Origin of the sequence: Paeniglutamicibacter sp. MACA_103 (assembly GCF_045798555.1) — a bacterium.
Taxonomy (GTDB): Bacteria; Actinomycetota; Actinomycetes; order Actinomycetales; family Micrococcaceae; genus Paeniglutamicibacter.
Genome location: NZ_JBIXLN010000007.1, coordinates 21,063 through 33,441, shown reverse-complemented (window position 1 = coordinate 33,441; position 12,379 = coordinate 21,063). Strand labels below are relative to the sequence as shown.

Here is a 12,379-nt window from a genome sequence, read left to right as displayed (position 1 = left end):
ATGCAGATCCACATCACCGACGTCTTCCTGCGCGACGGCCTGCAGGACGAAAACGTCATCGTCTCCACGGCCGACAAGCTCTCCATTGCCGAGGCGCTGCTGGCTTCGGGCGTGAAGCGGCTCGAGGTCGCCTCCTTCGTGAACCCGGCCCGCGTGCCGCAGATGGGCGACGCGGCCGCGGTGCTCACCGGGCTGCCGGCCGGCACCGGGGCGACCTTCACCTCCCTGGCCCTGAACGGCAAGGGGATCGTGCGGGCAGTGGCCGCCGGTGCCACCGACATCCAGGTGGTGACCTCCGCCAGCCAGGCGCACAGCAGCGCGAACGCCGGGTCCAGCATCGAGCAGGCGCTTGAATCCCTCGCCGCCGACGTGGCGGCCCACCCGGGCATCAACTTCTTCGCCGGGATCTCCACCGCCTTCACCTGCCCCTTCGAGGGCGAGATCGATCCGGGGCACCTGCTGCGCGTGGTGCGCGCCTTCAAGGACATGGGCATCACCCAGATCGGCCTGGCCGACACCCTGGGCACCACCCCCACCGAGCGGCTGATGGCCAGCGTGCGCCACGTCCAGGACGCGGAGCCGGAGCTGACCTACTACCTGCACCTGCACAACGCCCATGGGCAGGCGCTGGCCACCGTCGACGCGGCCATCGCGGCGGGCATCACGCGCTTCGACAGCGCGCTGGGCGGCTACGGCGGCTGCCCGTTTGCCCCGGGCGCGGCGGGAAACCTCGCCACCGAGGAACTCGTGGCCCACCTGCACGCCGCCGGACACGAGACCGGGATCGACGAAACGGCATTGAACCGTGCCGTGCGCCTGGCCCGCACAACGGTGTCCAACTCCCCGGCACTGCCGGTGAGCGCCCTGGCCGGGCACTAGAAACACCTCCCATCCACCGCACGCCGGGAAGCCTGAACCAGGAGCCGGTGCGCCCCATCATTCTGCGAGGACGACGATGTCTCAGATTGAAAACCCCGTTTCCACCCTTGAGAACCAGCACCCCGACGAGCCCGGCGTGCAGCGCCGCGTCGAACCCCAAGTCGGCAAGCTGCGCGGCACGCACTTCCCCGGCCCGCGCGGCACCCGGATCGCCAGCCTGCCGGCCGCACTGTTCATCGTGCTCGCCGCCATGGTGTTCATCGCCGCGGCCACCGGCAAGTTGCCCGACTCCATGCTCTCGGGCTTCACCGTCACCATCCTGCTCGGCGGGCTGCTGATCTGGATCGGCAACCTGTTCCCGGTGGTGCGCGACTTCGGCCTGCCCACGGTCTTGTGCACCTTCATCCCGGCCACGCTCATGTCCTTCGACCTGCTGCCGGCGAACCTGGTGGAGGTCGTGGAGAACTTCGTCAAGGGGCACGGCTTCCTGGACTTCTTCGTCATCACCATCATCGCCGGCTCCATCCTGGGCATGCCGCGAGCGCTGCTGTTGAAGGCCGGGCCGCGCTTCGCGGTGCCGCTGGTCGGCTGCCTGGCCGCCACGTTCGTGTTGGTCGGGCTGCTGGGCGCTGCCACCGGCTTCGGGTTCATGGAGGGCATCCTGTTCATTGCCGCCCCCATCATGGCCGGCGGGCTGGGCGTGGGAGCGCTGCCGATGAGCGAGATGTACGCGGCCCGCACCGGTGAGGATTCGGCGACGTTCATGGGCGATTTGATGTCGGCCGTCGTGGTGGCCAACATCGTGTGCATCATCATTGCGGGCATCTACAACGGGCTGGGCAAGACCCGCAAGCAGTTCTTCGTCGGCTTCAACGGCCATGGCGAACTGATGCGCATCAAGGGCAAGAAGTCCGAGCTGTCCCTGCCGCCCAAGAACGAGGCCTCTTCGTTCATTGCCCTGGGCAAGGGCCTGCTCTTCGCCGGCGCGCTGTTCATCTTCGGGCAACTGGTCGGCTCCTACCTCGAGGTCCTGCACCCCTACGCGTGGACCATCATTGCCGCCGCCGCGGTGAAGATCTTCGGTTGGCTGCCCAAGGACATCGAGGAATCCACGGCCGACTGGGGCGACATGGTGGGTGCCACCATGGTCCCGGCGCTGCTGGTGGGCGTGAGCATCAGCTACATCGACATGGACGAGGTCGTCGCCTCGCTGAGCAACCCGAAGTTCATCCTGCTGACCGTCGTGACGGTGCTGATCGCGACGTTGACCTCCGGCATCCTGGGCTGGCTCATGAAGTTCAACTTCGTGGAAGCCTCCATCACCCCGGGCCTGGTCATGGCGGACACCGGCGGCAGCGGAGATGTCGCGGTGCTCAGCGCCGCGAACCGCATGCACCTGATGCCCTTTGCCGCGCTGACCAACCGGCTCGGCGGCGCGCTGGTGCTGTTCGTGACCTCGCTGCTGGTCCCGTTCCTGGTGCTTTAGCCGTTCCCGGCCCGCGGACGGATGGCCCCCGACACTCGGTGTCGGGGGCCATCCGTCATTCCGGTTGCGTGTCCAGGGCGCCGCGGATGCCGTCGCAGGCGGCCAACAGCAGGGAAACGACCCTGGCGCCCTGCAGGTCCCCGGCGCGGGAGATCGGTGCGCTGAGGGACAGCGCAAAGGACTTCCCGTTGGCCAGCGGACCCACGGGAGCGCCGATGGCGGCGAGCTCCGGTTCGGTGCGGCCGATGTTGATCGCGTAGTTCCTGGCCCGGACCTGCGCGAGCTCGGAGAGCAAGTGCGCCAGGCCGTCGGCATCCAGCTCGTTCCCGTCGCTCCGGGTTGCCCGGCGACGGTAGAGCTGGGCGACGGCCGCATCGGAGAGGACCGAGAGTGCGGCCAACCCCGCGGAAGAGGTGGCGGCCGGGAGCACCGTTCCCGTGCGGTCGCCGATCCGCACCAGCTGCGGACCTTCGACGCTGTGGCGGAACCGGGCGCTCGCCCCGACGCGCTCCACCAGGTTCACCGTCTCGCCCGTCGCCGCGGCCAGCGCCTCGAGCTGCGGGCGCACCGCGGCGACCAATCTCCTGGCCGGATTCCGGGCCGCATCGAGGTGCAGGTTGGGTCCGGCGGCGTAGTGTTTCTGCGGATCCTGCACCGCGAAGCCCCGGTAGACGAGGGTCGCCAGGAGCCGGTGGGCCGTGGAGGGTGCCACGCCCAGCTCCCTGGCCGCATCGACGATGCGCAGCGAATCGCGTTCCTGCAGCAGCACCAGGATGCGCAAGGCGTTTTCCACCGATTCGACGGCGTGGACGGGCCGCTTGACGATCCGATTAATTTTCTGCACAACAGAATCCTACGGGCGGTCGCGGGTTCCATGGAGCCCGCGACCGCATAAAGGTCAGACGAGCGCCGGTGCGCGCATGATGCCGGCGAAGAACCCGGCCAGCTCCGCGTGGGCATCCAGCGGCAGCACGTGGGCCACGTACTGGTCCGGGCGGACCACCACGATGGCGCCGTGTACGCGGTCGATCCCGCGCGCGGCGAAGATGTCGTTCGCCGCATCCGCGGTGAAGACCTTCTCGTAGTCGATGAGCCCCAGCGGCGCCTTGCGCGGAAAGAGGAACGCGGGCACGTCTCCGGGCTCCACCTCGCGGTGGTGCTGCTGCAGCACCGCGCGCACGTCGAATACCGCGTCGGTATCGGCCCCTGTAGGGGTGAAGGCGCGCATCGGGGAAGAAGGATCTTCGGCGAGGAAGGTGCAGAGCGCCGCCAGGCGCGAATCGGCGGTGTCGGGGCGGGCGGCGTCGGCGAACGCGTAGATCCGCCAGCGGCCGTCGGCCAGCGCCTGGTGCCCGAGCTGCAGCGGCTTGGCATCGGCCAGCCGGATCACGCCGGAGGAGTGGAAGCGCTCGCCCACCGGGAAGCCGGTGGCCAGGTGCTCGTGGGTGTCGGCCCCCGTGATCATGCTCGGTTGGTAGTCCGTGGCGAATCCGGCGGTGAACCGCCCGCCCTGGGTGAAGATGCCCTGGCGCTCGGCGGCGTCCATGCCCCCGGCCTCCGGGTTCGCCGGGTCCTTGGGCTTGGCGGCCATGGCGGTGGACCACGTGAGGTCGAAGTCGATCAGCTCCTGGGCGATGACCCGGCGCTCGGCGGAATAGGTGTCCAGCAGGGACTCGGGGCTGCGGCCCTGGAGCACCGCGGCCAGCTTCCAGCCCAGGTTGAAGCCGTCCTGCATGGACACGTTCATGCCCTGGCCGGCCTTGGCACTGTGCGTGTGGCAGGCGTCCCCGGCGATGAAGACGCGCGGGGTGCGGGTGCCGCGGTCTTCCGGCAGCACGTCGTCGAACCGCTCGGCGATGCGCTGGCCCACCTCGTAGACGCTCCACCAGGCGATTTCCTTCACGTCCAGCGTGTAGGGGTGCAGGATCTTTTGCGCGGCCTCGATGACCGAGTCGGCGGTGAAGCGCCCGCGGGCCTCGCGGTCCCCGGGGTCGATGTCGCCCAAATCGACGTAGAGCCGCACCAGGTAGCCGCCCTCGCGCGGGATCAGCAGGATGGAGCCGCCGGAGGCCGACTGGATGGCGGACTTCAGGCGGATGTCGGGGAAGTCGGTGACTGCCAGCATGTCCATGACACCCCAGGCGTGGTTGCGTGCGTCCCCCTGCATCTTGATGCCCAGCGAGCGGCGGACGTTCGAGCGCGCTCCCTCGCAGCCCACGACGTACTTCGCGGCCACGGTGATCTCGTTGCCGGGATCCTCGCCGGTGCGGCGCAGTCTTGCGGTGACCGGGTAGTCGCCGGTGTCGGCGATGCTGACATCGATGAGTTCCAGCCCGTAGTCGGGGGCCAGCCGGCTGGGGGAGTTGGCCATGTGCTCGAGCAAGAGGTCCTGCATGCGGGCCTGGTTCACGATCACGTGGGGGTACTCGGACAGCCCGTCGGCGACATCCTGGATCCGGCCGGTGCGTGCGATCCCGTCGCCGGATGCCGGGCCCCAGAAGCTGGTCTCGTTGACCCAGTAGGCCTCGCGCATCAGTCGCTCGGCGAGTCCGAAGCCGTTGAACATCTCCACGGTGCGGCAGGCGACCCCGTCGGCATGCCCCAGCTCGAGAGGCGCCTCGCGGCGCTCGACGACGAGGGTGGAGATGTCGGGGAATTCGGCCAGCTGCGCGGCAAGGACCGAACCGGCGGGGCCGGTGCCGGCGATGAGCACGTCCACCTGCGTCGGAAAGGTTCCCGGTGCGCGGCGTCCGGGTGCGGCGGGGCGGACCTCGGGGTCGCCCGGACGGTAGCCATCCTGGTAGAACTGCATGCTGCTCCTTGGTCTGCCGGCGCCCTGGGGCGGCGATGTGATCTGGTTCATCCACGGTAGGACCGGCATCCTTCCCGGCGCCAAGACATTCTGCACAGCAGAATGCGCGAAGTCGATTCCCGTGGTGATCCAAGAAACATGACTTCGACGGTGATATTACTTGAAGCATCAACCAAAATGGGTGTATGCTGATTCCATGACTACAGCAGCCGACCGCCCACCGGTACTCTTCCTCTCCCACGGTGCCCCGCCGCTCGCCGACGACGCCACCTGGACCGCCGAGCTCGCAGCGTGGTCCGGCACCATGGAAAAGCCCAAGGACATCCTGATGATCTCCGCGCACTGGGAGAACGCACCGGTGTCGCTGAGCGCCACGCGCCAAAAGCAGGAACTGGTCTACGACTTCTGGGGCTTCCCGCAGCACTACTACGACGTGCGCTACGACGCCCCGATGGCGCCGGAGCTGGCCGACGAGGTCGCCCGGCTGACCGGCAACCATGGCCACCACGTGGAGCGCGACGAGACCCGCGGACTGGACCACGGCGCCTACGTCCCGCTCAAGGAAATGTTCCCCGGCGCCGATGTCCCGGTGGTGCAGATGTCTATGCCCACGCTGGATCCGCAGGGCCTCTTCGCCCTCGGCCAGTCATTGGCCCCGCTGCGCGACCGCGGCACCATGATCATCGGTTCCGGCTTCACCACGCACAACCTGCGCTGGTTCAACCCGGCGGGCGGACCGGACGTCGCCCCGCCGGCCGCCTCGAGCGAATTCGACCACTGGGCCGAAGAGGCCATGGCCCGCGGCGACGTGGATTCCATCCTCGACTTCCTGCACAAGGCACCGGCCGCACGTGAGGCGCACCCGCGCTCCGAGCACTGGGCGCCGCTCTATGTTGCACTCGGCGCGGCATATGCCTCCGGCGGCATCGAGGCCAAGACCGCCATCGACGGTTTCTGGTTCGGCCTGTCCAAGCGCTCCTGGTCGCTCACCTAAACCTGGAGTGTTCCCGGGTACTGCCTCAGAGGTCGCGGCGCATGACCAGCCGCGGCATCCTGCTGGCCACCGCGTCGGTGGTGCCGATGACCCTGAACCCGGCCTGCTCGAACATCGCCCGGGTGCCGACAAAGGCCATGGTGGTGTCCATGCGCCCCACCGGATCCACGGGGTGGGCCTCGAGGGCCGGTGCCCCGCGGGACGCCGCGTAGTCAACGGCACCCTCGAGCAGGTGCCGGATGACGCCCTGCCTGCGGTGCCCGCTGCGCACCACCACGCAGATGATGCACCATACCGGGACCTCGTCCACGGGGCGAATGAGTTTTGAGGCGGTCAGGCGCGGGATCTCGGCGCGCGGCCCGATGCTGCACCATCCGACGGGTTCGCCGTCGCGGTAGGTGATCACCCCGGGCGGGTTCTCCCGCTCGCAGAGTCTGCGCATGGCGTTTTCGCGGCTGCCGCCGCCAAGCTCCTCGATGTCCTTGACCCGCAGGCGGTGCGAGAGGCACCAACAATGCGTGTCCCGTCGGGTGGGATTGATGACGTCGGCGAAGTCCTCGAAGCGGTCCGGGGTGACCGGATGGGTCTGCCACCGGTGGATCGATGCGGTCGCGGGCATATGCCCATTCTGCCGTTCCATCCCGCTCCCGGCTACAAGCCGGCGACCGTGGAAACTGATTTTCATACCTCTTTAACCGACCCCGGCCGCTACCTTCAGGATCACCTGGAGATCGCGGCCGGAGCTGTTTGGGCAGCGCTTGGCCTCGGGCGTCTGGATCGCCTTGACGTGTGCCGCTGCGGGTGGAAGGCATTCGGCGACTGCAGGGAGTTGTGTTCATCGACCAGTGATTCGGCGCTGGAAAGCTCCGCCGCCAACTTGCGCCCGGGCAGACAGGCGTTGGTGAACACATGGAAGCGCGGCACGTAATTCTCGACGAGCAGGGGCCGAGGTCCAGCATCTCGGGGCCCTTGAGGTATCGACGAGCCCGATGGACACGTGGAGGCAAATTCGTTGGACTGTTGCCAGGTTCCGGCCTAGCGTGGGCATAGGGGGCAGGTCGCACGAGGGGACCAGGTTGGAGGGGCAACAAATGAACCGTCACCGCCTGCGGGATGTTCTCATCACCTGGCAACCAACGAACCGCCAGCTCCCCGTCCCAAGGAACCCGCCTGCGAAGCCCATGCACCGCAAACCAGTCCACCAGATAAGGAACCACAAAGTGTCGCTGCTTGAAGAATCACTCTGGAACTCAAAGATCAACGTCAACGGCTGGGTGGTCGGCGGCGCCGGCACCCAGGACGTCGTGGAGCCCGCCACCGGAAACGTGCTGGGCACCCTCGGATTGGCCTCCGCCGACGACGTCTTGCGTGCTGCCACGGCGGCCGCCAAGGCACAGGTTGCCTGGGCCGCGAAGAAGCCGGAGGAACGGGCCGCGGTGCTGCGTAGGGCCGGCCTGCTCTGGGAGGAGCACGCGGACGAGGTCAATGAGTGGCTGGTGCGCGAATCCGGGGGCATTCCCGCCAAGGCGGCGCTCGAGACGCACACCGCGGCCAACGAGTGTTACGAGGCCTCTGCATTGCCTTCGCTTCCGGCCGGCGAGGTGCTCACCACCAACGAGGAGCGCTGGTCTTTCGCCCGGCGCCGCCCGGTCGGTGTCGTTAGCGTGATTGCCCCGTTCAACTTCCCGCTGATCCTGGGCATTCGTGCCGTTGCCCCGGCCCTGGCCCTGGGCAACGCGGTGCTGCTCAAGCCCGATCCGCGCACCTCGGTCTGCGCGGGTGTGGCCATCATGCGGATCTTCGAGGAAGCAGGGCTGCCCGAGGGACTGTTGCACCTGCTTCCCGGCGGCGCGGACGTCGGGGCCGCCGTGGTCGAGGCCCCGGAGGTGCGCGTCATCGCTTTCACCGGGTCGACCGCCGCCGGTCGCAAGATCGGTGAGAGCGCCGCGCGGCTGCTCAAGCGCGCCCACCTCGAACTGGGCGGCAACAGCGCCATGATCGTGCTTCCCGGTGCCGACTTGGCCAAGGCGGCGTCCGCTGCGGCATTTGGCTCCTTCATGCACCAGGGCCAGATCTGCATGGCCACCGGCCGGCACATTGTGCACCAGGACATCTACGAGGAATACGTGGCGGCGCTGGCCGAAAAGGCGCAGAACCTGCCTATGGGAGATCCGAAGTCCGGAACCGTGGCGATCGGGCCGATCATCGACGGCCGGCAGCTGGAGCGGATTGATTCCATGGTGCAGTCCGCCGTTGCCGGCGGCGCCCGGCTGGCCGCCGGCGGCCAGCGCGGCGAGGGATGGTTCTACCCGCCCACCGTCCTGGCCGACCTGGACCCGGACCACGATGCCTGGAAGGAGGAGATCTTCGGACCAGTAGCTCCGGTGCGCAGCTTCTCCACCATCGACGAAGCTGTCGAGATGGCCAATGCATCGAGTTACGGTCTTTCCCTGGCCATCCTCGGGGACGTGGGAATGGCCATGAAGATCGCCGACCGGGTCGAATCCGGCAAGGTGCACATCAACGAGCAGACCGTCTCCGACGAGGCCAACTCGCCGTTCGGCGGGGTCAAGGATTCGGGCAACGGCGGGCGCATTGGCGGGCCGGCGGCCAACATGGAGGCTTTCACCGAGACCCAGTGGCTGACCATGCGCCCGGAGATCGCTCCCTACCCGTTCTAAACCGGACCAACTGACGATCCGTCCCGCAGCGAGGGGTCGCTTCCAGCGCAACGTAAAAAGGGGGTGAAGGTTGACACGGTCAAACCGTGTCGACCTTCACCCCCTTGGACGGTGGTTCGGGTCCAGGGACCCCGAATGCCTAGACGCTGAGCTTATCGGCGTCGAATGTGGTCGCCTGGCTCCGTGCCGCCTTGCCGTGGCGCAGGTGCTGGATACCGGTGATCACCAGGGTAATGGCCAACAGCCCGTACAGCACCATGGTGACCGGGCTGTCGATGAGGATCGACAGGTCGCCTTCCGAGACCGTCAGTGCGCGTCGCAGTTCCGTTTCGGCCAGGGGACCGAGGATGACCGCGATCAGTACCGGGGCGAGCGGGAACTTGTAGCGGCGCATCAGGAAGCCCAACAGGCCCACGCCCAGCAGGATCCACAGGTCGACGATCGAGGAACTGATCGCGTAGACGCCCAGTACCGAGAGCACCGCGATGCCCGCGTAGAGGTAGTGCCGGGGGATGAGCAGCAGCTTGGCCCAGAGCACGGCGAACTGCATGTTCAAGACCAGCAGGACAACCAGGCCAATGAACAGCGACGCAAGCAAAGTCCAGACCATCGGACCGCTGCGTTCGAACAGCAACGGGCCCGGCTGCATCCCATACTGCTGGAAGGCAGCCAACATGATGGCAGCGGTTGCCGAGGTGGGCAGGCCGAGAGCGAGAAGCGCTCCCATGGCGGTGCCAGCCGTGGCATTTGCCGCGGCTTCCGGGGCGGCGACGCCACGGATCGACCCGGTGGTACCAAAATCGGTGTCTCCGTTGCGGGCAGCGAGCCTCTTTTCCGTGCCGTAGGCCAGGAACGTGGGTACCTCGGAACCGCCGGCGGGAATGACGCCGAAGGGAACGCCGAATGCCGTGCCACGCAACCAGGCTGGCATCGCCCTGCGGATGTCGCGCATCTCAAGCCGCGGCCGGCCCTTGGATTCGACTCGGACGGCCGTCTCGTCGCGGTGGATACGTGAGGCAATATGCAAGACTTCACCCAGTGCCAACAGCCCAACGGTGATCACGACGATGGACATGCCGTCGAAGAGCTGCGGCATACCGAGGGTGAATCGGGGCGTTCCGGACGGCCCGTCCACGCCGACCAGGGCCAGGACCAGACCCAGTCCCAAGGCCATCAGGCCCTTGACCACGGAATCGGAGACCACCGAGGAAATCGCGAGGAAAGCGAAGACCGCCAGGGCGAAGTATTCGGCGGGGCCGAATGCCGTTGCCATCTTCACGAGCACCGGGGCGAAGAATACGACCACGGTCGTCGCAATGAGACCGCCGATGAAGGCTCCCATGGCAGCGGTGGCCAGTGCCTTCGCTGCCCTGCCGTCAAGTGCCATGCGGTGGCCCTCGAAGGTGGAAGCGATGGCAGATGAATTGCCTGGCGTATTGAGCAGGATCCCGGAGGTTGAATCCCCGAAGAGGCCGCCGAAGTAAACCCCGGCGAACATGATGAATGCCGCGGTCGGATCAAGCGAAAAGGTAATGGGAAGCAGAAGCGCGACGGCCATTGCCGAACCGAGTCCGGGCAGCACGCCCACGGCGGTTCCGAGGACGGCACCGATGACCACCCACAAAAGGTTCATGGGAGTCAAGGCCTGCGCGAAGCCCTCCATGAGCAGGGTTAATGATTCCATGTCAGATCAGTCCTTCCAGGAAGCCGGAGGGCAGGTTGAGGCCGAGTCCGGCATTGAAGGCCAGCTGGATGACCGAGGAAAACAGGATGGAGACGCTGAGGTCGAACAATGGGCGTCGGCTTCCCAAAGCGCGGCACACGACCCAGAACAGGCCAGCAGCACTCAGTATCCAGCCCAGGACGGGCAGCGCCACGATGAACGCAGCCACTGCTCCGATGACCATTCCGAGCGTCTTCCAATCCGAGTAAGTCTTGCGTTTGCCTGTGGCCGAAGGCAGCGTGCTTGGCCCATAGATGGAATTGCGCTCGGTGTCGGCCAGATCGCCGAGCATGTCCGTGGAAAAGTCGGGGTTCTGCCCTTCGCTGTCCGCATGGGGGAAACGGCGCGTGCGCAGGATCTGCACCGTGTGGATGGCGGCCACCACGAACAGCAGCACACAGACGATGGTGGGAAAGAACTGCGGGCCCGGAACGCTGGTGCCCATCACCTGCATGGTCGCAGTCCCGTAGGAGAGGAAGCCGGCCAGGGCGAAGACCAGTGCCGGGACGATCAGCTCGCTGCGTCCCGACCAGAAGCCGGTGATGCGTACCGGGTAGTCATCTGCCGTGCGCACGGTTGCGGGGGATTCCTCTATCGTCTTCACAGTCCCAGCCCTTCCACGATGTCCTTGGTCACGGCGACCTCGGAGTCAATGAATTCTTCAAATTCCGCACCGGTCATGAAGCTGTCCGTCCAGCTGTTGCGTTCCAGCGCTCCCTGCCAGTGTTCGGTCTGGCGGTATTCGGAAACGATGTCCACGAATTCCTGTTTTTGCTCCTCGGTGATCCCCGGAGCCGCGGCGACGCCGCGCCAGTTGGCCATCGAGGCGTCAACGCCCTGTTCCTTGAAGGTGGGGATATCGACTCCGGGGAGACGCTCTTCCGAGGAAATCGCCAAGGCGCGCAGGCTGCCCGATTCGATTTGATCGGCTACCTCGTTGTAGCCCGACATTCCACCGACGGTCGTTCCGGAGAGCATCGAGGTCAGCGCCTCGCCGCCGCCGGAGTAGGCGATGTAGTTGGTCTCGATCGGATCGATGCCGACCTTCTGTGCCACCAAGCCGGTCAGCAGGTGGTCGATGGAACCCAGCGAACCGCCGGAGATCGAGGTTCCGCCGGGATTGTCCTTCCATCGCTTGACGAAGTCATCCAAGGTCTTGAACTCCGACTTGGCCGGCACCACCAACACGGCGAAGTCATCTGCAAGCCGGGCAATGGGCACGATGTCGTCGAAGGTGGACTCGGAGTCAGAGAGCTCGATGGCGCCGACCATGACGCCGCCGGTGACCATCAGCATGTCGTGGCGGCCCGTCATCTGCACGAACTGGCTCAGGCCGATGGTCCCGCCGGCGCCGGGCACGTTGACCACCTGCGCGTTGTTGACCACGCCGCCGGACTTCAGTGCCTGCTGCGACTCGCGGGCGAACCCGTCCCATCCGCCGCCGGGTGCTGCGGGTGCCATGAGGACGAGCTTTGACCGCGCGGTCGACTCACCCCCGCTGGCAGCCGCATTGACCAGTGCCAGACCTGCCACAACGGCGACGACGGTGCCGTATAGGGTCTTCTTGATTATGCTCTTGCTCATTTTCATCCGTAATCTCATGGGTGGTGGACCGGGTGTCATCGGCAGGTCCCTCGACCACCAAGGTGCCAGAGAAGTGATCTAAGGCACAGCAAAAATGTGCTTTAGTTCATAAGAACAGTAAAGAAAACAAAGTCAACGAAATGTGAAAGGGGCCCGGAGCCACGTGCGTTCCTTGTCGAAACACCGCCGCCGGGCGCAACTCCTGGCGTTGCAGCTGGGC

At 66.6% G+C, this 12,379-nt stretch carries 11 protein-coding genes; 5 read left to right on the top strand and 6 right to left on the bottom strand.

Annotation, left to right across the window (positions count from 1 at the left end; all coding sequences use genetic code 11):
• Entirely contained in the window at positions 1-879 is an 879-nt protein-coding gene (locus ACIPVK_RS05015) for a hydroxymethylglutaryl-CoA lyase (RefSeq protein WP_407610861.1), read from the top strand.
• A gap of 76 nt (positions 880-955) precedes the next feature.
• Positions 956-2,365, top strand: a complete 1,410-nt coding sequence (locus ACIPVK_RS05010) for a 2-hydroxycarboxylate transporter family protein (protein ID WP_407610860.1) — start codon at positions 956-958, stop codon at positions 2,363-2,365.
• 55 nt (positions 2,366-2,420) lie between these two features.
• Here ACIPVK_RS05010 and ACIPVK_RS05005 read toward each other — a convergent pair whose 3' ends face one another.
• Together ACIPVK_RS05005 and ACIPVK_RS05000 are read right to left on the bottom strand one after the other, a co-directional pair.
• Positions 2,421-3,209 (bottom strand): IclR family transcriptional regulator, encoded by a 789-nt coding sequence (locus ACIPVK_RS05005; protein WP_407610859.1) that lies wholly within the window; start codon positions 3,207-3,209, stop codon positions 2,421-2,423.
• A 54-nt stretch (positions 3,210-3,263) separates the two neighbouring features.
• On the bottom strand, positions 3,264-5,177 hold the full coding sequence (locus tag ACIPVK_RS05000) for an FAD-binding monooxygenase (protein WP_407610858.1): 1,914 nt from the start codon (positions 5,175-5,177) through the stop codon (positions 3,264-3,266).
• A gap of 196 nt (positions 5,178-5,373) precedes the next feature.
• Between ACIPVK_RS05000 and ACIPVK_RS04995 the strand changes: the two genes are divergently transcribed.
• A complete protein-coding gene (locus ACIPVK_RS04995; RefSeq protein ID WP_407610857.1) occupies positions 5,374-6,171 on the top strand; it encodes a dioxygenase in 798 nt (265 codons plus the stop codon).
• A 25-nt stretch (positions 6,172-6,196) separates the two neighbouring features.
• Here the strand turns inward: ACIPVK_RS04995 and ACIPVK_RS04990 are convergent, their stop codons facing one another.
• Positions 6,197-6,790: a GNAT family N-acetyltransferase gene (locus ACIPVK_RS04990; RefSeq protein WP_407610856.1), complete on the bottom strand. Its 594-nt coding sequence runs from the start codon at positions 6,788-6,790 to the stop codon at positions 6,197-6,199.
• A gap of 48 nt (positions 6,791-6,838) precedes the next feature.
• On the opposite strand from ACIPVK_RS04990, the gene ACIPVK_RS04985 reads away from it, so the two are divergent.
• Both ACIPVK_RS04985 and ACIPVK_RS04980 read left to right on the top strand, forming a co-directional pair.
• Complete coding sequence (locus ACIPVK_RS04985; RefSeq protein WP_407610855.1) at positions 6,839-7,099, top strand: hypothetical protein; 261 nt, start codon at positions 6,839-6,841, stop codon at positions 7,097-7,099.
• A 292-nt stretch (positions 7,100-7,391) separates the two neighbouring features.
• Complete coding sequence (locus ACIPVK_RS04980; protein WP_407610854.1) at positions 7,392-8,852, top strand: aldehyde dehydrogenase family protein; 1,461 nt, start codon at positions 7,392-7,394, stop codon at positions 8,850-8,852.
• A gap of 139 nt (positions 8,853-8,991) precedes the next feature.
• Here the strand turns inward: ACIPVK_RS04980 and ACIPVK_RS04975 are convergent, their stop codons facing one another.
• The 3 genes from ACIPVK_RS04975 to ACIPVK_RS04965 are packed head-to-tail and all read right to left on the bottom strand — an operon-like array spanning position 8,992 to position 12,159.
• Positions 8,992-10,536 (bottom strand): tripartite tricarboxylate transporter permease, encoded by a 1,545-nt coding sequence (locus tag ACIPVK_RS04975; RefSeq protein WP_407610853.1) that lies wholly within the window; start codon positions 10,534-10,536, stop codon positions 8,992-8,994.
• A gap of 1 nt (position 10,537) precedes the next feature.
• A complete protein-coding gene (locus ACIPVK_RS04970; RefSeq protein ID WP_407610852.1) occupies positions 10,538-11,179 on the bottom strand; it encodes a tripartite tricarboxylate transporter TctB family protein in 642 nt (213 codons plus the stop codon).
• Positions 11,176-12,159, bottom strand: a complete 984-nt coding sequence (locus ACIPVK_RS04965; protein WP_407610851.1) for a Bug family tripartite tricarboxylate transporter substrate binding protein — start codon at positions 12,157-12,159, stop codon at positions 11,176-11,178. Before ACIPVK_RS04965 ends, ACIPVK_RS04970 begins: the two co-directional genes overlap by 4 nt.
• Between the last annotated feature and the right edge of the window lie 220 nt (positions 12,160-12,379).

Bases quoted from the DNA above. Each gene is read 5' to 3' on its own strand.
- ACIPVK_RS05000 (WP_407610858.1), bottom strand. From the start codon at position 5,177: ATGCAGTTCTACCAGGATGGCTACCGTCCGGGCGACCCCGAGGTCCGC.
- ACIPVK_RS04975 (WP_407610853.1), bottom strand. From the start codon at position 10,536: ATGGAATCATTAACCCTGCTCATGGAGGGCTTCGCGCAGGCCTTGACT.
- ACIPVK_RS04990 (WP_407610856.1), bottom strand. From the start codon at position 6,790: ATGCCCGCGACCGCATCGATCCACCGGTGGCAGACCCATCCGGTCACC.
- ACIPVK_RS05010 (WP_407610860.1), top strand. From the start codon at position 956: ATGTCTCAGATTGAAAACCCCGTTTCCACCCTTGAGAACCAGCACCCC.
- ACIPVK_RS04965 (WP_407610851.1), bottom strand. From the start codon at position 12,159: ATGAGCAAGAGCATAATCAAGAAGACCCTATACGGCACCGTCGTCGCC.
- ACIPVK_RS04995 (WP_407610857.1), top strand. From the start codon at position 5,374: ATGACTACAGCAGCCGACCGCCCACCGGTACTCTTCCTCTCCCACGGT.
- ACIPVK_RS05015 (WP_407610861.1), top strand. From the start codon at position 1: ATGCAGATCCACATCACCGACGTCTTCCTGCGCGACGGCCTGCAGGAC.